Genomic DNA, 21,377 nt, shown 5'->3' with positions numbered 1-21,377 from the left:
GGCATGAAACTGAAGTTCAAAGTCCAGGCCTATCAGACTGAAGCTGTCGAAGCTGTTGTCGACTGCTTTGCGGGCCAACCGCGCAGCGATGGTATCACCTACCGCATCGACCCCGGTCGCTCAAAACAGATCAGAACAGAAGAAGAAGGCTTCAAGAACGCCGACCTTCAGCTGCCAAAAACTGAGGTTCTAAAAAACATCCAAGCTGTTCAGCGCCGCCAGAACCTGCCGGTATCGGATAAGCTGATTTCGAGCGCTGGCTGTGACTACAATCTCGACATTGAGATGGAGACCGGGACCGGCAAGACGTACTGCTACATCAAGACCATCTTCGAGATGAACAAGCGGTACGGATGGTCGAAATTCATCGTCATGGTGCCGAGCATCGCCATCCGCGAGGGTGTTCATAAGTCCCTACAGATTACCGCCGAGCACTTTGCCGAGACCTATCAGAAGAAAGCACGGTTCTTCGTCTACAACTCCAAGCGTCTGCACGAGCTTGAGAGCTTTTCCAGCGATGCTGGCATCAACATCATGGTGATCAACACGCAAGCCTTTGCTGCGAAGGGCAAGGATCAGCGTCGTATCTACATGGAGCTGGACGACTTCCAGTCGCGCCGACCCATCGACGTGATTTCGCGCAACCGGCCCATCCTAATCCTCGACGAGCCTCAAAAGATGGAGGGGAAGGCGACAACCAAGTCGCTAGAAGAGTTCAACCCTTTGATGATCCTGCGCTATTCGGCCACCCATAAGACGCAGCACAACAGGGTGCATCGTTTGGATGCACTGGACGCTTTCAACCAAAAACTCGTGAAGAAGATCGCGGTACGCGGCATTCAGACACGCGGCCTCGCTGGCACAGCGCCATACTTGTATCTTGAAGGCATTGAGGTTTCGAAGAAGGCGCCAGTCGCCAGGATCGAAATGGAGGTCAAGCTCGCGACAGGAGAGATCAAGCGTCAGCTGAAGCGCTTGGAGTTTGGCCGTGACCTGTTGACCGTATCAAACGGCCTTCAAGCTTACAGCGGCTTCACGATCACACAGATCGACGCTAACAAAGACGCTGTTGAATTCTCGAATGGTTTTGAACTGCGAGCAGGAGAGGCTACGCAAGACATCTCCGAAGAGCACATGCGGCGCATCCAAATTCGTGAAACCATCCGTGCGCACTTTGAGCGAGAACAGCAGCTCTTTGCGCAGGGCATCAAGGTGCTTTCGCTATTCTTTATCGACACGGTTGCCAAGTACCGTGACTACGAGGCCGCAGACACCAACGGTGAATACGCTCTTGTCTTCGAAGAAGAGTATGAGCAGCTCCGCAAGGAGTACTTGGAGACCCTTCCTCTGGAGCATCAGGAATACCGAGAGTTTCTGGGGCGCGACCCCGTCGACAAAGTGCATGAGGGGTATTTTTCCATCGACAAGAATAAGCGCCTTGTTGACCCAAGCGTAAAGAAGACGGGGGAAGAGAGGGGCCTGTCCGACGACGAAGGTGCCTACGACCTTATCCTGCGCAACAAGGAGCGGTTGCTGTCTCAGGGCGAACCTGTTCGCTTCATCTTCTCGCACTCCGCACTGCGCGAGGGATGGGACAACCCTAACGTCTTTACCATGTGCATGTTGAAGCACAGCGATAATACGATTTCACGCCGTCAGGAGGTGGGTCGTGGGCTGCGGCTTAGCGTAGACCAGTCCGGTGAGCGCATCGATAACCCTGCAGTCGTCCATGACGTCAACGTTCTCACGGTTGTTGCGAGTGAGAGCTACAAGGATTTCGTGTCGAACCTCCAGAAAGAGATTTCTGAGGCTTTGGCATCCCGGCCACGCAAAGCCAATGAAGCATACTTCAAGGGGAAGGTGCTACGTACCGAGCATGGCGATGTGACGGTCACGCCGGAGATGGCGTCTCAAATCGAATTCTACCTGATCCAGAACGGCTATGTGGATCACCAGCGTCAGGTCGTCGAAAAGTACCATCAGGCAAAGACAGAAGAGACGCTTGCTCCTTTGCCTGAAGAACTCGCCGGATTTGCTCCCCAGGTCTTCCAGCTTGTTGATAGCGTCTTCAGCGCCGACGCTTTGGCACGCATCGTAGACGATGGTCGCAAACCGAAAACCAACCCCCTGAATGACAATTTCGAGAAGAAGGCCTTCAAAGAGCTCTGGGAGCGGATCAATCAGAAGGCCGTTTATCGGGTGGACTTCGATAGTGAAGAGCTGGTCGAAAAGTGCGTCCGAGCACTGAACAAGGAGCTCAATGTCACCCCCCTAGTGGTGCAGCAGGTCTTTGGGGACGCGCCTCACGAAGTAGTAGACGCCATCTTTCACAAATGAGTGGGGTGCAGTTTTGTTCTCCGCCATGTTCTACGGTAGCTCCATCCTGAGATAAAGCTGAAGCTTTTCAATGGCTTGGCGGATGCTATGGTGCCCGGGGGCGGAATCGAACCACCGACACGAGGATTTTCAATCCACTGCTCTACCCCTGAGCTACCCGGGCACGGGAACGGCGTTTGCCGTTGGGTGCAGGCCTTCTATGACTTGCCAAACGCGGTGTCCAGAGGCTTTTTCAGATTTTTTCAGTGCGGGCGATCCTTGACTTCAACGTCATCCTGGATCTCATCATCAAGGTCATCCTCGCGCTGCGACGGAACCGAATAGGAGCCGTTCAGCCACTTGGCCAGATCGATATCGGCGCAGCGTTTCGAACAAAACGGACGAAACTGTTTGACCGAATCTTCTCCGCAGATTGGACAGCTCATTTCAGGACCTCCGACAAAGGGATGCGGCCGCGTTTTCGCTGCAACTCGTAGTGGCCCAGCGGCGTCCAGCCGGCAAGGATCGTTTCTTCGCTGTCAGCCCTGAAGGCAGCGCGGAGTGCGGATTCGAACCCGCGCCGGTCCTTTTTGGGCATTGGCGCAAGGTCCAGCGTGATCTGCCCGCCCAGCCCGCGCACGCGCAGGGCGCGCGGCAGTTCCTTGGCGCAGGCGAAATTGGCCTTTGTCCCCGCAGCCAGCGATCCATCCGAACCGGTGTTCACATCCACGGCCACCAAAGCCCGGGTTAGTTCGACATACATATGCGCCCCACCCGCCAAAGGATGGGATGCGCCACGTGCGGCGTCCAGCGCCTCGAGCACGCCATAGTCCGCGAAACCGCCCGCCTGGGTCGAGACCTCGGCCGGCTCCACCCATTCGCGCCAAGCGAGGACATGCGGTCCGTCGCCCTCGGACAGCGTTTCCGGCGCGTTTCCGGTGTCGTTCACGACCTGCTCGGCCAGCGCTCGCATGGCGGCGATGTCTTCGGCGATCTCATCGGCATCCGCGCCCTGGCAACCGGAGCGCAGGATCAGACCGAAGGGGCTGCCGTCCATCTGCTCATGCGCGATCACCAGCAGCCGGTCGCGCTCCTCATCATCGCGGATCGAGCGGGAGATGTTCAGCCCGGGCGCATCCGGCGTGACGATGGCATAGCGGCTCTTGAACAGAATGCGGTTCGTCACCGGCAGGGCTTTGCCCGGTTCGGCATAGCCCGTGACCTGCACCAACAGCATCTCACCCGGCGCCAGTCCCTTGACCTGCCGAAGGAAAGCCGGACCATCCGGCGTTGTCAGGAACATCCCGCCCTGCCCTTTGATCGCCCGCTCGGCCCGGGCACGGTAGATCGTACCAGGGGCAGGCGCATCGGCGGCGATCAGGAAATCATCCAGTTTACCATCCACCATCAGGGCCGCGGCTTCGCGGCCTTGAATGTGATCCAGAATGATCGTTCGACCTTTCATAGTGCCTCGCAATACAAGGGGTAACCGATGCCTTGCAACAGTCCTGCGGTTTCGGACAAAGGCAGCCCGACGATACCGGTGAACGAGCCAGAGATCCACGGAATGAAGGCGCCCGCGGGCCCTTGGATGGCATAGGCACCGGCTTTGCCCTGCCAATCGCCGGTGGCGAGATAGGCGTTGATTTCCACGTCCGAAAGACGCTTGACCTTGACCTGGCTGACCACATCACGCTGCAGCACCCGATCGCCGCGACGCACCGCGACAGAGGTGATCACACGGTGGCGACGGCCCGACAGGGCGTGCAGAAATTCGGCTGCCTGTCCCGCATCCTCGGGCTTGCCCAATATGCGTCGACCCAGCGCAACCGTCGTGTCGGCGCACAGGACGATATCATCGGGCGCCGCAGTCACGGCATGCACCTTTTCACGGGCAATGCGCGCGCAATACGGCAGCGGAAGCTCGCCCCTTTCGGGGTCTTCGTCGATGTCGGGGGCCGAGATGGCATCGGGCTGCACGCCAAGCTGAGCCAGCAGGTCCAGCCGTCTGGGGCTGCCCGATCCTAGAATGAACGCCATTGCGGCAGGCGTTACTTGAAGCGGTAGTTGATCCGACCCTTGGTCAGATCATAGGGGGTCATCTCGACCTGAACCTTGTCGCCGGCCAGAACACGGATGCGGTTTTTGCGCATCTTGCCTGCCGTATGTGCGATGATCTCATGGCCGTTTTCCAGCTCGACCCGAAACGTCGCATTAGGCAGGAGTTCCTTCACGACACCGGGAAATTCGAGCGTATCTTCCTTGGCCATGTTGTCTCCATCTTTGCGTTGCCCTGCAGAATCCACAGGTGGCGCTTAAATGAGCCTATTTCGGCCTTATTTCAAGGGTGGAATCACTTAAAGGCGCGACATTGTGACCGATTCGACTCGGGGCGTCTGCTCGGTCCAGTGAGATCGGTTCAGGACATGGCCATCCGCCCGGACCTCGGCGATCGCCGACAGGTCGACGTCTGCGTAGGTCCAGCCGGGCTGGTTGAGCACGCCTTCCGACAGCACGCCGGTTTGTGGAAAGCCCTTGTCCGGCGGGCCGAAAACGCCTCCGGTCCCAGTGTTGGTGTCTACGGACTGAGACCAGTCATTGTTGCCCACCAGCGACGCCATGACCGCAACACATTGATTCTCCAGCGCCCGCGCCATCGCTCCGATACGGACACGCCAATAGCCCGACAGGGCCTCGGTGCAGGACGGCACAAGGATCACGTCGGCCTGTGACAGGGCGCGGCCCAGCAGGGGAAACTCGCTGTCATAGCAGATCAGAACGCCGATCCGGCCCAGCGCCGTCTCGAAGATCTTCAACGGTCCTCCCGGCTCGATGTCCCAGTCTTCGCGCTCGAACCGGGTCATGATCTGCTTGTCCTGATGATCCTGCGCGCCCGAAGGGGCGTAGAATTCGGCCCGGTTCACCGGGCGGCCTGAGCCGGCCTGAACCGGGGCGGATGCGCCCAGAATGTACAAATTGTATTCGGCCGAGAGGCGCCGATGCAGGATCTGTACATCTTCTATCCGCTCGGATACCGCCTGGATCGAGCGCTCGAGATCCCCCGCAACCTCGGCCCCGGCCAGCGTCGAAAGCTCCATCGCGCCGTACTCGGGAAACACCAGCAGTTCGGCCCCCTGCCCCGCGGCCTGCGAAACCCAAGCGTCCAGCTTGTCTTCGTAATGCGCCCAGCTGTCGAGCCAGTCGAGATTGTAGGCGGCGGTGGCGATTTTCATGATGCGGGTTCCAATGCTGTTCTTGCGAAGAAGTAAATAGCCGTTGTTGCCCGGTGTACAGGCCAATCGGGTTGCTCGCTGCAACAGAAACTTTTGGTTCGATGCATAGCCTTTCAAAACAAGGTTCCGGGCCGGTAGAGCGCCGGACCCACACCCAATCTGGACATTGCCGATCGGCCATGCGCACTGTGACCCATGTCGTTGATCGATGACCTGGAGCTCATTCTGGAGACTGTCCTGCCAAACGATCCCAGCTTTCAGCGGATCGAAAGGGCGGCGATAGACAGCTGTGTCAGTGACATTCGGCGATACGCACTTGAGAGCTCGGTCGAAGCATTTCTCCTGTCCGCGATGCGCCTTCTGGCACTTCCCAGCAACGGGCACACAAGGCTGATCCCGAATGATGCAATCTCGGTGTTGCCTCTGCGGTTCGTGAGCGTGGGGCGTTCCGTCCAAGTCCTTGGGTCGGCATCGGGGGTGATCGCTCCACAAGGCAAGCTGCTGGCAGTCAATGACGCTGCTGTATGCGAAATCGAGGCCGCGGCGGACAAATTTCTGGCGGGAACGCGCCAAAGGAAGCGGGTCATCGGTCCGATTATTCTGGCTTGGCCGCAGGCGTTGGAACGGCTGGGATTTTCGTCCAACGACGGTATGACCGAGTATCATGTGCAGGACGAGAACGGGCAGACAACCAACCTGAAAGTAGCAAATGGAAACACCGTTCCTGCGTCGACGCTCTACCCGAGAAACGAGCACGGCAAAGCCGATCCAGCATGGGAGCCCGAGAGCCTTGTGGAGATTGAGGATTGGCAGGCATATGGACTTTCAATACAATTGCTGAGCTTCTTTGACCCGGGCAAAGATGCGCTGCGCAAAGCCATATCCGAGGCAGCGGATCGCGTGCGCACTTGCTCTGACAAAACGCTTTTGATTGACGTTCGCGGAAACACCGGCGGTGATTTTCTTCTGACGATGCCTTTGATCGACGCACTCGCGCAAAGCGCAAGTCAGCGGGTCGTCGTACTTGTCGATAAATTCACGTTTTCCGCCGCGATCGTGTTTGTCGCCATCCTCAAGCATCGCTTGGGTGGCCGGCTCACACTCATCGGGGAAGAAGTGGGAGACGGACTGACGTTCTTTGCCGAGGGTGGGTTGCTTGACTTGCCAGCGAGCGGAGCGGTCGTTCGATACTCCTCCGCATTTCACGATTGGAAGACGGGAACGTCTGACGAAACGACACCGCGCGAAATCGCACGGCAAATCGTGCCCGCGGGGGAATTGAACCTGGATCGGGAATGCGTCGCAGGACCCTTGGGTGCTGGAGCACGAGACGCGTTCTATCGACGGATCCTCGAAGATTTTCGCGGCTAGACGAACGGCTATCGGTTCGCGCGCCCGCGGGCACAAACAACGCGATAGGGCGGGTTCACAAATCCCTGATCCAGAACTGCAACGGTTTGAGGGTTTCCGAGTCCTCACCCAGATCCTTCCACGAGAACTGGGCGATTACGCCGGGCAAGGGCGCATAGCCCCGCGCGCGCCAGAAGGGGTCGAGCGGCCGGTAGCCGGCTGGCCGCATCGGGTGGTCCGCCGGACGCTGCACCCCGCAGAAGGCGCATTTGGCAAAGCCCAAGGCACGTGCATGGTCTTCGCGCAGGTCAAAGAACGCATGTCCAACGCCCTGCCCCCGATAGTCGGGCAGCAGCACGGATTCGGCACAGTAGAAGATCTGCGACAACTCCAGCTGGGTGCCGTCGAAAGCGGCTGCGAAATCCTCGGCATGGTCGGCCAGCGGCGCGCCGGTCGCGGCCCCTACCAGCCGCTCTCCGTCAAAGGCGCCGACCACGATCGCCCGGTCGCTGTCGCGATAGGATTGCAGGTATCCGCGTTCGTAATCCAGATCGCCGTCATAGAGATAGGGCCAGTCGCGGAACACTGCGATGCGCAGGCGCGCCACGTCGTCCAGCGCCGCCTCGAGCGCCGGCCCCGTCAGCGCGCGGACCTGCGTGATCTCAGCCATTCGAGACCTGCTTTACCCAGTCAGCCAGATTGTAATAGGTGGTCACGCGGGTGATCTTGCCATCCTTCAGATCAAAGAACGACCCGGCGGGCAGGCGATAGGTTTGACCCGAAGCCGCGGGCAGGCCGGCATCGGTTTCCAGATAGGTGCCGTTGACGATGTATTCGGCGGCGGCGCGGGTGCCGCCCTCGGCCTCGAAGATCACCATGTCGGTCAAGGTCTCGCGATAGCAGCAGTTCATATGCGCGCAGAATTCGGCGAATTTCTCTTTGCCGACGCGGATCTGGCCTTCGTTCACGTGATGGGCCACGTCGTCGGACAGGCAGGCCAGCATGCCGGCCACATCCCCGGCGTTGAAGGCATCGAAATAGGCTTGGACGGTCTGGGTCATGCGATCTCCGTAGGTTTCCCCCAGCGATCCTTCAGGTGTTTGATGATCTGATCGCGGGTCTGACGGTAGTGGTGTAGCTTTTCCTCGCGCGTCTCGCCCAGCCCGGTAGGGTCCATTATTGGCCAATAATCGACATCGAGGTGAAAAACCCGCGTCAGCTCCAGCGCCTTGCGCTGGCTGGCAGGCGACAGGGCCACAATCAGGTCGAATGACCCCAGGTCATCTCCCCATTCCTGCATCTCGTCGAACGACCGCGACCGGTGGCGCGACAGCTCCACGTCGATCTCCTGGCAGACGGCGATGCTGAACCCGTCGATTTCCAGGTCGTTGTGCACCCCGGCCGACTGCACATACGTGCCCGTGCCGTAGAATTTCTTCATGATGCCTTCGGCCATGGGCGAGCGCACCGCGTTGTGGTCGCAGCAGAACAGGACCGAATGCGGCAGAGGCTTCACCCGTCAGCCTCCGAAATGCAACACGCAGATCAGCGTGAACAGGCGGCGGGCGGTGTCGGTGTCGATCTCGGCCTTGCCCTCGAGCCGTTCCTGCAGGACTCGGCTGCCCTCGTTGTGGATGCCACGCCGGGCCATATCGATGGTTTCGATCTGGCTGGGCGGCAGGGTCTTGACTGCATCGAAATAGCTTTTGCAGATCTGGAAGTAGTCCTTGACCACCTGCCGGAACGGGCCCAATGACAGGTGGAACTCGGCCGCTTTCTGGCTGTCTTCGGTGGTGACGTCGAACACCAGCCGCTTGTCGCGGATCGACAACTGCACGTGATAGGGGCCGTCGGGCACCAGCCGGTCGTCGCGGTTGGGCAGGGCAAACGAGTTTTCCTCGAGCAGGTCATAGATCGCAACCTTGCGCTCCTGTTCGATCTCGGGCGTGGGCGGCGGCAGGTTTCGATCGTCCAGTTCGATATGCGAAATGCGGGTCATTGTCATCGACTTCCGTTCAGGTCAGGCCAGACCTAGCGCACCTATGCCCGCGGGACAACGCGGGAAACGGGCTGGACGCAAGGTCAGATAGGGTGCTCGTTGGGGTCGATCCCGTGCTTTCGCAGCAAGGTGTCAACAAGCGAACCGGGATTGATATCGCGATCTTTGAAGATCCTGCGAAACCACGAGCCGTAGAAATGGATCGAGGTTTTGTCACGCCAGTTCAAGAAATCCAGCTTTGAAAGGTCAGGGTCGTTCCAAATCGCACGATGTCGCGGCGGTATGGCGTAGACTTCGGTGCGCTCGACGGCCATTTGCCGTTCCGTCCCTTTGTAGACGAAATGATACAACATCGGCGGGCCCAGACTGAACAGTGGCAGGCTCCAATAGGTCGATCTGCCGTAGATTTTCAGATAGGCGCGCTGCTGCTCTTCGGGCCACCAGGGTGGAACCAGATCACTGTTAAATGCAAAGTCGCACATTTCGGCCAAGGCGGGGCTGTCGCTGGGAAAGGCCAGCACTCCATTCATCATGCGCCGGGTCTTCCGGTTTCCGAGCGGAAACAGGTACCCTTGTTCAGTTTGAAACGGCCGCAGGGCATAGGCATCCGCATCCACCCATATCTGATCGGTCTGCTGCAGCAGTTTCAAGCGGAACAGGTCCGCATGTACTGCGACCGACCGCGTGATCGGATCGCGATAGATTTCGGACGCGTCGAATACCTCTCGCGCATCGCGGGCCTCAACATAGCCCGGAATGTCCTGCAGATCGCCATAGTGGTAGACGATCGGCTTTTGGTCCAAGTCCGCAAAGGATTTCAGGCACAGATGCTCCAGAAAGCTGAAGCGCTCTCCGATCCAGAGGGTTGCGACACGTTCCAAATTCGGCTCCGGGTTTGTCCTAAGACGTCACCGGTTAAAACGCACGGGTCGGACGACCACCGCAAGTGGTTTTGCACGCGCCGCGGCAGTCGCAAGCCGGATGTGACCCCGCCGCCATGATGCCAAGGTCAACCGTTCAGCCGCTTGAGCCGCGCGCCCACGGATAGCCCGTGCGCCTCCAGGCTTTCCGACCGGGCCAATTGCTCGGCCGCCGGGCCGATGGCGCGCAGGGCCTCGGGCGTCATGTGGCTGAGCGTGGTGCGTTTGAGGAAATCCATCACGCTGAGCCCCGACGAAAACCGGGCCGAGCGTGCGGTGGGCAGCACGTGGTTCGGGCCACCGACATAGTCGCCGATGGCCTCGGGCGTGTACTGGCCCAGGAAAATGGCGCCGGCATGGATCGTCTTTTGGCTGAGCGCCACCGGATCGGCCACGCACAGTTCAAGGTGTTCGGGTGCGATGCGGTTCGACAGCGCGGCGGCTTCGTCCAGGTCGCGCACGGTTATAACCGCACCATAGTCGCGCCAGCTCGCCCCGGCGATCGCGCGTCGTTCGAGCGTCTCCAGCCGTTTTTCCACCGCCTCGGCCACCGCGCGGCCGAAACCGGCGTCGTCGGTGATCAGGATCGACTGGGCGCTTTCGTCGTGCTCGGCTTGGCTGAGCAGATCCAGCGCGATCCAGTCGGGGTCGTTGTCCTTGTCCGCGATCACCAGAATTTCGGAGGGGCCGGCGATCATGTCGATGCCCACCTTGCCGAACACCCGCCGTTTGGCCGCCGCGACAAAGGCGTTGCCCGGTCCGGTGATCTTGTCCACCGGCGCGATCGTGTCGGTGCCATAGGCCAGAGCGGCAATCGCCTGCGCGCCGCCAATGCGATAGATTTCGTCGACCCCCGACAGACGCGCGGCTAGCAGGACCAGCGGGTTGACCTGTCCGTGGGGTGTAGGCACCACGATGGCCAGCCGTTCGACCCCGGCCACCTTGGCCGGAATGGCATTCATCAACACCGAGGACGGGTAGGAGGCCAGCCCGCCGGGAACGTAAAGCCCCGCGGCAGAAACCGCCGACCAGCGCCAGCCCAGCGTGGCGCCCGACTCGTCGGTCCATTCCTGATCCTGCGGCATCTGCCGTTCGTGATAGGCGTGGATGCGCGCGGCGGCCAGTTCCAACGCCGCGCGGTCATCGTCGCTGACGGTCGCGATGGCCTGCGTCACCTCGTCGGCGCTGAAGGCCAACGTGTCCGGCGTCAGCTGCAACCGGTCGAATTTTGCGGTCAATTCGATCACCGCAGCATCGCCACGCGACCGCACGTCTGCGATGATCTGCGCCACGACGGCGTCGACATCGGGGCTGTCTTCGCGTTTGGCGGACAGAAGGGCCAGGAATCCGGTTTCGAAATCGGCGGATGTCGTGTCGAGGAAAACGGGCATTTGCGTACTCCGGGGCGTTTGAACGGGTCTTATCGCCCACCGGGGCGGGCCTCAACCCTCAGCCCGAGGGGTGCAACGATTTGTTCAGGGGAAATTGGGGAATGCCGTTCCAGTCCGCGGGATCTCCCGCCGCGACCCAGCCGTTCCGGCGATAGAAGCCCAGCGCGGTCCGGGTGGACATCAAATGACCCGTGGTGGCCCCGGACAGGGCCAGTTCGGCCTCGAGCCGGGACAGCAACGCCGCACCGACCCGCTGCCCCGCGTGGCCCGGATCGACGTAAAGCAGCGAAATCTCGGCCGGTGCGCGCAGCCCGCCGACGGCGACCACATGCCCGCTCCGCTCGGCCAGCCATATCTGAGCGCCCGACGCGATCCAGTTGCGAACGGACTGCGGGTCCTTGTTGGCAGTCCACGCTGCGATCTTGTCTGGTTGATTTCCGTGGTCGGCCTCACAAAGCCGGGTGATGGAGCGGACCAGAACCCGGCTCAGGCCGAACACGTCGAACACGGTGGCCCGGCGCAGCGACACGCCGGCCCGCCCCGGAGACAGCGCCTGCGAAATGCCACGCTTGTTCTGCATATCAGCCCGGGTGCCGAGGGGCCTTGCCCGAAGGCGCACGATAGGGGCGGGTCACATCCTTGAGCGTTGCCTCAACCGCTTCCACCGTCAGTCGGATCGCGCCATCCCCGGCCAGCACAAGCAGCACCTCGCCCGTGCCATCATCCGAAGGGTGGAGCTCGATATCAAGAACCGAGAGGATCAGGTCCTTGTCGGATCGATCAACCCCCTGGCTGGACACCGACAGGACCGAGTCGAATACCAGCAGCGACTGCACGCGTTCGAAATCCCGGCCACGGCGCTCGGCCGCTTCCTTGTCCTCCCAGCGGAACCGGTTGAGCAGCAAGGCAAAGCGGCGGCGGGTTGGTTGCCAGATCATCTCGCTGACCGGAAAAACCGCGTCCTGCGTCAGCGTTGCGATCACCTTGAGGTCCTCGGCATCCAATGCGCCAAGGTTCAGCGGCGCCTCGCGCCCGTCTTCGAATGTTGCGTCTGCCATCAGCCCTTGATCCGTTCGATTTTCGCGCCCACGCCTTCCAGCTTGCGGACCACATGCTCATATCCGCGGTCCAGATGATAGACCCGGCTGACGGTTGTTTCGCCCTCGGCCGCCAACCCGGCCAGGATCAGCGAGACCGAGGCCCGCAGATCGGTGGCCATCACCGGCGCCCCCTTAAGACGCTCGACCCCCGTCACCGTCGCGGTGCCGCCATGCACCTCGATCTGCGCGCCCATGCGCACCAGTTCGGGGGCATGCATGAAGCGGTTCTCGAAAATCCGCTCCTCCAACACCGAGGTTCCCTCGGCCGTGCACATCAGCGCCATCATCTGCGCCTGCAGGTCAGTGGGAAAGCCGGGGAACGGCTCGGTCACCACGCCCACGGCGCGCACCCGGCCATTCTTGCGAGAGACCTTCAGGCCCTGTTTCGTCTCGGCAACGTCCACCCCTGCGGCCGTCAGCTTCTCGACGAAGGATTCGACCAGCGACAGGCGGCCGCCCAGCAGTTCGACCTCGCCGCCGCAAATGGCAGGGGCCAGCATGTAGGTGCCGAGCTCGATCCGGTCGGTGACCACCTGGTGCGTGGCCCCATGCAGGCGGTCGACACCCTGGATCTCGATGGTCGAGGTGCCCTCGCCCTCAATCTGCGCGCCCATGCTGCGCAGGCATTGAACCAGATCCACGATCTCGGGCTCACGTGCGGCGTTTTTCAGAACCGTGGTGCCCTTGGCCAGCGTCGCGGCCATGACGATGTTCTCGGTGGCACCCACCGAGGCAAAGCGCATTTCATGCACCGCCCCCTTCAATCCACCTGGCGCCTTGGCGTGCAGGTAGCCGTCCTTCAACTCGATTTCGGCACCCAGGGCTTCCAGCCCCTCGACATGCAGGTCCATCGGCCGCGCCCCGATGGCACAACCGCCCGGCAGCGACACTACGGCCTGCCCGAAACGCGCCAAGAGCGGCCCCAGAACGAGGTTCGAGGCACGCATCTTGCGCACGATCTCGTAATCCGCCGTGTGACTGGTCAGATCATGACTGGACATCGCCAGAACCTGCCCGTCCTGCAGGGCCGACACCTCGGCCCCCAGCGACTGCAGCAGCGCGGTCATGGTCTTGATGTCACTCAGACGCGGCGCGTTGGTCAGCGTCAGCGGATCTTCGCTGAGCAACGTGGCCGGCATCAGCGTCAGGCAGGCATTCTTGGCCCCCGCGATCGGAATTTGGCCGTGAAGCGGCCCGTTGCCCGTTACCAGAATCGAATCCATCTGCTCTTAGTCCTTGTGCTGTCCCGGCCGGTCATCCTGTGCGCTGCGCGCCTTGGCCTGCGCCTTGCGCCGCGCCAGGTTTGCCTTGAGGGCAGCCTTGAGCCGATCTTCGCGCGCGGATCCGGATTGTCCGTGTTTTTTGGGTGATTTTTTCTCTGCCATGATCTTTCTCTACAGGAGGCGAAAAAAACCGTCCAGAGACCCTTGCGCCCCGTTTCGTTTGAGTCTAATCACCCGCCCACAGCGCTGCTGTAGCTCAGAGGTAGAGCACTCCCTTGGTAAGGGAGAGGTCGAGAGTTCAATTCTCTCCAGCAGCACCATCTTCCAATTTTTTTTTCCGGATTCCGTTGCACGACGCCTCACTATCTTGGCAGCAACGACTTACCCAACGTCAACCAGACTTGGCCGGAAATCACACACATCTGCCACCTTCCCGCAATACTAATGCCAATATTGCAATACATATCGGATCAATCCTGCCGATCCGTTTGATGGTGTTTTTTTAACGAGGGGGTACTTCGGTAGGGCTAGGGGTGAGGCCGAAGCGCTGAATTCAAGACCGGGGCTTCCGGTCCTCCCCCGCCGATTTCACGAGGCTACCCGCCCCGCAACCTCTGCATCAGATAGACTTCGGCACCTTCGGGAATAGGTTCGGACAGACCCGCTGCAATGATCCGGCCATTGACGGCAACGGACACGCCCGCGTCGATCGGCGCCTGCAGTTGCGGATGAAGGCGCACCAGTTCGCGCAGCAGCTCGCCGGTTGTCTCGGCCTGAATCTCGACCACTTCCCGGCCCCCGGTCAGAGACCGGAGACCGGACCAGAGATGGACCTCAACCATCGCCCTTGAGCGCGGCCAGAATGCGTGGCGGCGACATCGGCAGTTGCCGCATCCGCACGCCCGCGGCGTTCGAGACCGCATTGGCGATTGCCGCCAGCGGTGGCACGATGCCGGTTTCACCCACGCCACGCACGCCGAACGGATGGCCCGGATTGGGCACTTCGACGATCACCGTGTCGATCATCGGCAGGTCGCTGGCCACCGGAATACGGTAGTCGAGGAACACCGGATTCTGCAGCCGGCCATCCTCGCCATAGATGTACTCCTCGTTCAGCGCCCAGCCGATGCCCTGCGCCGCGCCGCCTTGGTACTGGCCCTCGACATAAGCGGGGTGGATCGCCTTGCCCGCGTCCTGGATGACGGTGTAGCGGGTGATGGTGGTCTTGCCGGTTTCGGGATCGACCTCGGCATCGACGATATGGGTGCCGAAGGACACGCCCGCGCCTTCGGGGGTCGCCTCGAAATGGCCCGAGATTGGGCCGCCGGTGCGCCCCATGTCGGCGGTGATCTCAGCCAGCGGCAGCGGGTCGAAATCGCCCGCGTTGGGGCCGGATGGCACCGCGCAGCCATTTTCCCATTTCACCGCGTCCACGGGGATGCCCCATTTGGCCGCCGCGCGTTCGCACAGTTTCTCGACCGCGTGCTGCGCCGCCTTGATCGTGGCCAGACCGCTGGCATAGGTCACGCGCGAGCCGTGGCTGACGTCGTTGTAGCCCAGCGTGGCGGTGTCGGCGATGGTCACGCGGATGTTCTCGTAGGGGATGCCCAGCACCTCGGCCGCCATCAGCGCCATCGATGCGCGCGAGCCGCCGATATCAGGCGTGCCGACCATAAGCTGCGCCGAGCCGTCCTCGGACAGGGCCAGCGACACCGAGGTCTCGCCCCCGTGGTTGAACCAGAACCCGCAGGCGATGCCCCGCCCCTGTCCCGGCTTCAGCGGCGCGGAATAATGCGGGTGGGCTTTGGCGGCTTCGAGCGTCTCGACCAGGCCGATCCGGTCATAGGTGGGGCCATAGCTGGCCTTGGTGCCCTCGCGCGCGGCGTTCTTCAGGCGCACCTCGACCGGGTCGAGACCCAGTTTCTTGCACAGCTCGTCGATGACCGATTCTACCGCAAACGCCCCCATCGGCGCGCCGGGCGCGCGATAGGCGGCCTGCTTCGGGCGGTTGGACATGACGTCATAGCCCACCTGCCGCACATTGGTCAGGTTGTAGGGCGCAAAGGCGCACATCGCGGTCATGTCGCCCGGCGCACCCGGAAAGGCACCGCCTTGCAAGCGGAACACGCCTTGGGCGGCGGTGATGGTGCCGTCTTTCTTCATGCCGATCTTGACGTCCATCGAGGCCGAGGCCGTCGGCCCCGTAGCCCGCAGAACCTCGGACCGGGACATCACGATCTTGACCGGACGGTTGGCCTTGCGCGACAGCGCCAGCGCCACTGGTTCGATGAACACGGTGGTCTTGCCGCCGAACCCGCCACCGATTTCCGATGCGGTCACGCGCAGCTGCGCGGTTTCGATCCCCAACAGCGCGGCGCAGGTCTTCTGCACGATCCAGTGGCCCTGGGTACAGCACCACAGCTCGCCCTTGCCGTCAGCGCCCAGCGAGGCAAGGCAGGCGTGCGGTTCGATATAGCCCTGGTGCGTGGCCTCGGTGACGAAGTGATCCTCGATCACCAGATCGGCCTCGGCAAAGCCCGCCTCGACATCGCCATGCCCGCTTTCGTGATAGCGCACGACGTTGGGGTGCATGCCCTTGGGCACCGAATAGTCGGCCGCGCCCTCGCGGATCACCGGCGCGTCGAGCGCCATCGCCTTGTCCACGTCGGTGACATGGGGCAGCACCTCGTATTCGACCTCGATCAGCTTGATCGCATCCCGCGCCGCCAGCGCCGAACTGGCCGCAACCGCCGCCACCGCGTGCCCGTCATAGAGCGCCTTTTCCCCGGCCATGACGTTTTCCAGAACGTTCCAGAACTCGCCCTCGAGCCCCGGCTTGAACGGGACATCGGCGAAATCGGCGCGGGTAACCACAGCCTTCACGTCCCGATGCGCTTCGGCCTTCGAAGTGTCGATCCGGACGATCCGCGCATGGGCGTGGGGCGAGCGCAGGATGGCGCCGAAAAGCATGCCCGGCGCGGTCACGTCGGCCCCGAACCGGGCGCGGCCGGTGACCTTGTCCAATCCGTCGGGACGGTTCGGGCGGGTGCCCACGAAGGTGAAGTGCGACTTGCGATCGTCGAGTGCCATTACGAAGCCTCCCGCAGCTCGGCGGCCGTCTCCAGAACGGCGCGGATGATCTTGTCATAACCCGTGCAGCGGCACAGGTTGCCGGCCAGCCAATAGCGGGCCTCTTCCTCGGTCGGGTCGGGGTTCTTTTCCAGCAGCGCCTTTGCGGCGACCAGAACGCCCGGTGTGCAGACCCCGCATTGCAGCGCGGCATGGTCGATGAACTTGCGCTGCAGCGGGTGCAGGGTTTCGCCCTGGGCCATGCCTTCAATGGTTTCGATCTGCTTGCCCTCGGCCTCGACCCCCAGCACCAGACAGGAACAGACCAGCCGCCCGTCCAGCGTGACCGAGCAGGCCCCGCAATCGCCGGTGCCGCAGCCTTCCTTGGCGCCGGTCAGGTTCAAATTGTCGCGCAGACAGTCCAGTAGGGTTTCGCGCGCGTCGCACAGGTATTCGACCGTGTCGCCGTTGACGGTGGTGGTGACGTGATGCTTGGTCATGCGGTCTCTCCCTTGGCGCGGGCATAGGCGATTTTCGCGGCGCGTTTTGCCAGAACGCCGGCCACTTCGGTGCGGAATTCGATCGTGCCGCGTTTGTCGTCGATGGGTTTGCAGGCGGCCGAGGCGGCGGCGGCCAGTGCCGCCAACGCGGCATCGTCCAGCGTGGTGCCGATCAGCGCCCGGGCGCAGTCTTCGACAAGCAGGACGGTGGGCGCCACGGCCCCCAGCGCAACGCGGGCCTCGGTGATCGTGTCACCATCGACGCGCAGGTTTACGCCCACGCCGACCACGGCGATGTCCATCTCGGTGCGCGGAATGAAGCGCAGATAGGCGTCGCCGCCATTCGCGCCCCGCGCCGGGATATGCAGAGCCGAGATCAACTCGCCCTGCGCCAGCGAGGTCTTGCCGGGCCCGGTCGGGATGTCCTCGACCGCCACGACCCGACCGCCGTTCGGGCCGGTCACCGTCGCCGTCACGCCTGCGGCCACCATGGCCGGAACCGAGTCGGCCGCGGGTGAGCCATTGCACAGGTTGCCCGTCAGCGTGGCACGGCCCTGAATCTGGGTCGAGCCGATCAGGTCCATCGCCTCGACCACTCCGGGCCACTCGCGTCCCAGCTGGGGGTGTTCGCTCATCTCGGCACCGGTGACGGCCACGCCCAGCGTCCAGCCGTCATCGGCGTGGCGGGTGATGTCGCGCACGCCTTCGATGGCCTTGATGTCGATAAGGGTGTCGGGGGTCACGATCTCGGACCGCAGCTGCACCAGAACGTCGGTGCCGCCGGCCAGAAACCGCGTGATGCCCGTTGCATGGGCAGCCAGATCCGAAGCTTCGGCAAAGCTGGCGGGGCGGTGATATTGCATGATTGTACCTCGCGCCTGTTGGTCAGGGTTCACTGGGTTTGGGGCGACGTTAGAGCAGCCGCGCGGCGGCGTCCATGGCCCGCGCGACCTATTTTTTCACCTGAAAATGTCGCTTTCCAACCGAGGTCAGAGGTCGATCTCGACCACCCCGCCCGGCTCGGCCGCACGGCTCTGGCAAAGAATCAGCGCCGATTCCCGCTGCTTGCGCGACAGGACGAAATCGCGATGCTCGACCTCGCCCGCGATCAGCCCGCATTTGCACACGCCGCAGATGCCGTCGGCGCATTTCACGTCGACATGGATGCCGGCCTCGTTCAGCACCTGCGCCGCGTCCTTGTCGGCGGGCACCTCAAGGTCACGCCCCGAGCGCGCCAGCCGCAGGGTGAACGGGTGGTTTTCATAGTCGGGCTGCTCGGGTACCGAGAAATACTCCAGATGCCGGGCCTCCTCTGGCCAACCCTGACGTTCGGCGGCCTGCATCACCGCCTCCATGTATCGGTCCGGGCCGCAAGTATAGACATGCCAGCCGTCGCTATAACCCGCCAGGATTGTGTCCAGATCGGCGCGGGTGCCCTCGTCCGAGACATGCAGATGCACGCGGTCCGCCCAGGGCGCGGCGGCCAGATCGGCCAGATACCCGGCCTTTTCCCGTGAGGGGACGGAATAATGCAGGTCGAAATCGCGCCCCAGCGCGTGCAGGCGATGGGCGAAGGCGATCATCGGGGTGATGCCAATACCACCGCCCATCAGCAGGGTGCGGGTGGCGGTCTCGTCCAGTTCGAAATGGTTGATCGGCTTTGACACGAACACCTTGCGGCCCGGCGTGAAGATCCGGTGCAGCAGGGCCGAACCGCCGCGGCCCTGATCCTCGCGCAGTACCCCGATCTGATAGGTCATGCGTTCGGCTGGGTCACCGGACATCGAGTATTGCCGCAGGAATTCCGGCGCCACCAGCACATCCAGATGCGCGCCGGCCGTCCAATCCGGCAACGGTGCACCGTCCGGGGTGGACAACTCGTACTTGGTGACATCCGCCGTCATCTTCTCGACCTTCGACAGCACCAGCTGCATCACCGGCGCATCGCCCGAGATCGTGTAGCGGTGGATGACCGACGTATCGCCCGCGGCCAGACGGGCCTTGTATTCCTCGGCCGTGACCATGGCCTGATAGGCGGCGATCCCGGCCTCGCGATCCATTGCGAAAGGATAGGGCCAGGGATGCGGCGCAAGCGGGGCGGGATAGACGGCCAGGGTCTGATCCTCGTATTTCAGGTCCAGGTCCTTTTGCAGGCCGCGCCGGTTCAGCGGGTGCGCGGTGGGCCGATAAGCGCCGTCGGGCTGCAGTTCCAGATCCCACCACCATTTCTTGGTGTCGTTCAGCCCGCCATTGCCCAGCGCGTCGTCCAGCCGTGCCAGCGCGGGCGCGGCGGCGGGGATGGTCATCGCGGCCCAGCGGAACGGGCGTTCGGCGAACAGCCCTTCCAGGTTCCACGGGCAGGTCTTCATGCAGCGCCCGCACATCGCGCCGCCGGGGGTGGTGATCCGGTAGGTGGCGCATTTCTGGCTGTCGGATTTCCAGATCTCGTAGCCGTTGAACATCAGCTTGGGCCCGGCGGTGATCGCTCCCGAGGGGCATTCGCGCGCGCATTTGTTGCAAACCTCGCAGAACCGTTGCAGGCCGAAATCGATAGGCTTGTCATGGGCCATCGGCATGTCGCTCGTCACGACACCCGATTTCAAGCGCGGTCCCAGGAAGGGGTTCAGGATAACCTCGCCAATGCGGCTGACCTCGCCCAACCCCGACAGCAGCAGCAGCGGCGGTTGCAGCACCTCGCCATCCATCACCGTATGCGCTTTTGCCTTGTAGCCCAGATTGCGGATCTGCCGGGCCAACACCCCGCCCAGCAGGGAAAACCGCAGATAGGCGCGCATCGACTGGGCGACGCTGATCCAGTCATCGCCGGATGCACCCTCCATCGTCTCGTAGCCCTGGTCGATGATCATGCTGATCGCCTGATCGTGGGGCGGCACGATTTCCGTGCCGGTGGCGTCGTGGGAATACCACGCCCATTCGGGGCAGCGGCTGAGGCCGACGGCATCGACGCCCAGGAAATAGCTGGCCGCCTTGATGTTCGCCGCGTTGCGCTCGGCATCGGTGGGTCTGGCGACCTCGGCGCTGTCGCCGTCCTGCAGCAAGACGAAGGCCCCCAGCGCGCGCCGTTGCGCAAAGCTGGGCGCGGATTTTCGGACGTAGTGCCCGCCCTTGGCCGCATCCTGCAGCGGCTTGCCCATATCGCCGAACTGCGCCCGCGCGAACATGTCGGCCCGTTTGGGCACGCGGGCCACGTTCGCCTCGTCGATATAGGTGGTCGGGCTGTCCACGCGTTTGAGCGTCTCGAACGGGTGCGCGCCATCGGCATAGCGGCGGCGAGCGTAAGGGTCGTGGTTCAGCGCGCTTTTGGCAAAGCCCGCGCCCAGCCACCATGCGGGGCCTTGGGTTCTGAACCACGGCTGCCGGTCGCGCGGGGCCAGCGGTCGATCATGGGCGATTTCCATCTCGGTGGTCACGACGGCCAGGCCGAACCGATGCCCCAGCCAAGGGGCCACGGCGGTGCCATCCTCGGCCCAGACCAACCCGGCTGCGGCGGCAAGGCGAGGCAGGTCCACGTCCGAGGACATCACCGAATGCGCCCGCGCGTCATACCCCAACAGACGGATGTAATTGGCGATCACCACCGCGTTTTCGGTGGCCAGCAGGCAGGCGCGGTGGTCCTGCGCATCCAGGATCCACTCAGCGCCCGGCTCGGACGGATCGGGGTCGCGGTGATGTTCGTACAGGAACACGATGGCATGACGGTGGGCGGTGATCGGCCCCGGTTGGGCCGCGACGCTGTCGCGCAGATCGGCCATGATCACATCAATCCCCGAGGCCAGGGTCTTCGTCTGCCGGGTCTGCAGCGCATGGGCCAGCCGGTCGATATCGGGGTTGCGCCGGGGCCGGTTCAACAGCGCCTGCGGCGGCAGAGGCCCACAGCCCATCATCGAGGCATCGTTGAAATAGCCGAACGCCTTCAGGTGATTGGCGCGTTCAGCCGGATCGCGGGGCATCTCGGCTCGGGCCGGATTGACGAAACCATCGCGGATGGTGTCCAGCATCGCCTGAAACTCGCCCATCGCGTTGACGATGCTGTGGGGCTGTTCGGGGCGGTCGAAACTCAGCACCGGCATGGGCGCCAGCGCCGACAGATCGGGCAGCGCATCCTGTCGCTGCAACCTTTCCAGCGGATAAGGACCCATGTGAACGGGTCGGTTCTTGTCCGAGAAAAAGCGGATCCCCATCGCGTGCCTCCTGTTGCCAAGCTTCCCCTAGCGCGGCATGAACAGCAATACCATTCATGGCGGATCATAAACGG

At 62.6% G+C, this 21,377-nt stretch carries 22 protein-coding genes and 2 tRNA genes; 3 read left to right on the top strand and 21 right to left on the bottom strand.

Annotated features, from left to right (window positions below; genetic code table 11):
- The first annotated feature begins 3 nt into the window (after window positions 1-3).
- The gene (locus AC2FNL_RS03220) at window positions 4-2,337 is read left to right on the top strand and encodes a DEAD/DEAH box helicase family protein (protein ID WP_496832361.1); all 2,334 of its coding nucleotides are present in this window, start codon (window positions 4-6) and stop codon (window positions 2,335-2,337) included.
- An 88-nt stretch (window positions 2,338-2,425) separates the two neighbouring features.
- Here the strand turns inward: AC2FNL_RS03220 and AC2FNL_RS03215 are convergent.
- From AC2FNL_RS03215 to AC2FNL_RS03190, 6 genes are all read right to left on the bottom strand, one after another.
- Window positions 2,426-2,500 (bottom strand) — tRNA-Phe (locus AC2FNL_RS03215).
- Window positions 2,501-2,579: 79 nt separating this feature from the next.
- Window positions 2,580-2,762, bottom strand: coding sequence for a DNA gyrase inhibitor YacG (locus AC2FNL_RS03210; RefSeq protein WP_093962852.1), 183 nt, complete (start codon window positions 2,760-2,762; stop codon window positions 2,580-2,582).
- Window positions 2,759-3,781 (bottom strand): ribonuclease E/G, encoded by a 1,023-nt coding sequence (locus tag AC2FNL_RS03205; protein ID WP_093962853.1) that lies wholly within the window; start codon window positions 3,779-3,781, stop codon window positions 2,759-2,761. Before AC2FNL_RS03205 ends, AC2FNL_RS03210 begins: the two co-directional genes overlap by 4 nt.
- Entirely contained in the window at window positions 3,778-4,356 is a 579-nt protein-coding gene (locus tag AC2FNL_RS03200; protein WP_496832359.1) for a Maf family protein, read from the bottom strand. The genes AC2FNL_RS03205 and AC2FNL_RS03200 overlap by 4 nt, the downstream gene beginning before the upstream one ends.
- A gap of 11 nt (window positions 4,357-4,367) precedes the next feature.
- On the bottom strand, window positions 4,368-4,586 hold the full coding sequence (gene infA / locus AC2FNL_RS03195) for a translation initiation factor IF-1 (RefSeq protein WP_005978431.1): 219 nt from the start codon (window positions 4,584-4,586) through the stop codon (window positions 4,368-4,370).
- Window positions 4,587-4,673: 87 nt separating this feature from the next.
- On the bottom strand, window positions 4,674-5,549 hold the full coding sequence (locus AC2FNL_RS03190; protein ID WP_496832357.1) for a carbon-nitrogen hydrolase family protein: 876 nt from the start codon (window positions 5,547-5,549) through the stop codon (window positions 4,674-4,676).
- A gap of 195 nt (window positions 5,550-5,744) precedes the next feature.
- Here AC2FNL_RS03190 and AC2FNL_RS03185 point away from each other — a divergent pair, with 195 nt between their 5' ends.
- A complete protein-coding gene (locus AC2FNL_RS03185; RefSeq protein ID WP_496832355.1) occupies window positions 5,745-6,920 on the top strand; it encodes a S41 family peptidase in 1,176 nt (391 codons plus the stop codon).
- A 55-nt stretch (window positions 6,921-6,975) separates the two neighbouring features.
- Here the strand turns inward: AC2FNL_RS03185 and AC2FNL_RS03180 are convergent, their stop codons facing one another.
- The 10 genes from AC2FNL_RS03180 to AC2FNL_RS03135 all read right to left on the bottom strand — a co-directional run bounded on the left by AC2FNL_RS03180 (window position 6,976) and on the right by AC2FNL_RS03135 (window position 13,694).
- Entirely contained in the window at window positions 6,976-7,569 is a 594-nt protein-coding gene (locus AC2FNL_RS03180) for a GNAT family N-acetyltransferase (RefSeq protein ID WP_496832353.1), read from the bottom strand.
- Window positions 7,562-7,960 (bottom strand): ketosteroid isomerase-related protein, encoded by a 399-nt coding sequence (locus AC2FNL_RS03175; RefSeq protein ID WP_496832351.1) that lies wholly within the window; start codon window positions 7,958-7,960, stop codon window positions 7,562-7,564. Before AC2FNL_RS03175 ends, AC2FNL_RS03180 begins: the two co-directional genes overlap by 8 nt.
- The gene (locus tag AC2FNL_RS03170) at window positions 7,957-8,415 is read right to left on the bottom strand and encodes an arsenate-mycothiol transferase ArsC (RefSeq protein WP_093962858.1); all 459 of its coding nucleotides are present in this window, start codon (window positions 8,413-8,415) and stop codon (window positions 7,957-7,959) included. The genes AC2FNL_RS03175 and AC2FNL_RS03170 overlap by 4 nt, the downstream gene beginning before the upstream one ends.
- A 3-nt stretch (window positions 8,416-8,418) precedes the next feature.
- Window positions 8,419-8,898: a UPF0262 family protein gene (locus AC2FNL_RS03165; protein ID WP_496832349.1), complete on the bottom strand. Its 480-nt coding sequence runs from the start codon at window positions 8,896-8,898 to the stop codon at window positions 8,419-8,421.
- 83 nt (window positions 8,899-8,981) lie between these two features.
- Window positions 8,982-9,779: a glycosyltransferase family 32 protein gene (locus tag AC2FNL_RS03160; RefSeq protein ID WP_496832347.1), complete on the bottom strand. Its 798-nt coding sequence runs from the start codon at window positions 9,777-9,779 to the stop codon at window positions 8,982-8,984.
- A 128-nt stretch (window positions 9,780-9,907) separates the two neighbouring features.
- Complete coding sequence (gene hisD, locus AC2FNL_RS03155; RefSeq protein ID WP_496832345.1) at window positions 9,908-11,209, bottom strand: histidinol dehydrogenase; 1,302 nt, start codon at window positions 11,207-11,209, stop codon at window positions 9,908-9,910.
- Window positions 11,210-11,267: 58 nt separating this feature from the next.
- Window positions 11,268-11,789, bottom strand: coding sequence for a GNAT family N-acetyltransferase (locus tag AC2FNL_RS03150; protein WP_496832343.1), 522 nt, complete (start codon window positions 11,787-11,789; stop codon window positions 11,268-11,270).
- Window position 11,790: 1 nt separating this feature from the next.
- On the bottom strand, window positions 11,791-12,267 hold the full coding sequence (locus AC2FNL_RS03145; RefSeq protein ID WP_093962862.1) for a DUF2948 family protein: 477 nt from the start codon (window positions 12,265-12,267) through the stop codon (window positions 11,791-11,793).
- Window positions 12,267-13,532 carry a UDP-N-acetylglucosamine 1-carboxyvinyltransferase gene (murA, locus tag AC2FNL_RS03140; protein ID WP_093962863.1) on the bottom strand — a complete coding sequence of 422 codons (1,266 nt, stop codon included), beginning with the start codon at window positions 13,530-13,532 and terminating at the stop codon, window positions 12,267-12,269. Before murA ends, AC2FNL_RS03145 begins: the two co-directional genes overlap by 1 nt.
- Before the next feature lie 6 nt (window positions 13,533-13,538).
- Window positions 13,539-13,694, bottom strand: a complete 156-nt coding sequence (locus tag AC2FNL_RS03135; RefSeq protein WP_170337448.1) for a hypothetical protein — start codon at window positions 13,692-13,694, stop codon at window positions 13,539-13,541.
- Window positions 13,695-13,777: 83 nt separating this feature from the next.
- On the opposite strand from AC2FNL_RS03135, the gene AC2FNL_RS03130 reads away from it, so the two are divergent.
- A tRNA-Thr gene (locus AC2FNL_RS03130) sits at window positions 13,778-13,852 on the top strand.
- 276 nt (window positions 13,853-14,128) lie between these two features.
- Here AC2FNL_RS03130 and AC2FNL_RS03125 read toward each other — a convergent pair.
- The 5 genes from AC2FNL_RS03125 to AC2FNL_RS03105 form a co-directional block, all read right to left on the bottom strand.
- Window positions 14,129-14,374 (bottom strand): MoaD/ThiS family protein, encoded by a 246-nt coding sequence (locus tag AC2FNL_RS03125; RefSeq protein ID WP_093962864.1) that lies wholly within the window; start codon window positions 14,372-14,374, stop codon window positions 14,129-14,131.
- Window positions 14,367-16,622 (bottom strand): xanthine dehydrogenase family protein molybdopterin-binding subunit, encoded by a 2,256-nt coding sequence (locus tag AC2FNL_RS03120; protein ID WP_496832339.1) that lies wholly within the window; start codon window positions 16,620-16,622, stop codon window positions 14,367-14,369. The genes AC2FNL_RS03125 and AC2FNL_RS03120 overlap by 8 nt, the downstream gene beginning before the upstream one ends.
- Complete coding sequence (locus tag AC2FNL_RS03115) at window positions 16,622-17,101, bottom strand: (2Fe-2S)-binding protein (protein WP_496832337.1); 480 nt, start codon at window positions 17,099-17,101, stop codon at window positions 16,622-16,624. Before AC2FNL_RS03115 ends, AC2FNL_RS03120 begins: the two co-directional genes overlap by 1 nt.
- Window positions 17,098-17,964, bottom strand: coding sequence for an FAD binding domain-containing protein (locus tag AC2FNL_RS03110; RefSeq protein WP_496832335.1), 867 nt, complete (start codon window positions 17,962-17,964; stop codon window positions 17,098-17,100). Before AC2FNL_RS03110 ends, AC2FNL_RS03115 begins: the two co-directional genes overlap by 4 nt.
- Before the next feature lie 126 nt (window positions 17,965-18,090).
- Window positions 18,091-21,303, bottom strand: a complete 3,213-nt coding sequence (locus AC2FNL_RS03105) for a reductive dehalogenase (protein WP_496832333.1) — start codon at window positions 21,301-21,303, stop codon at window positions 18,091-18,093.
- Between the last annotated feature and the right edge of the window lie 74 nt (window positions 21,304-21,377).

The sequence above is a fragment of the Ruegeria sp. CRTD044 genome (assembly GCF_059613485.1).
This window is presented reverse-complemented; position numbering and strand designations above follow the sequence as displayed.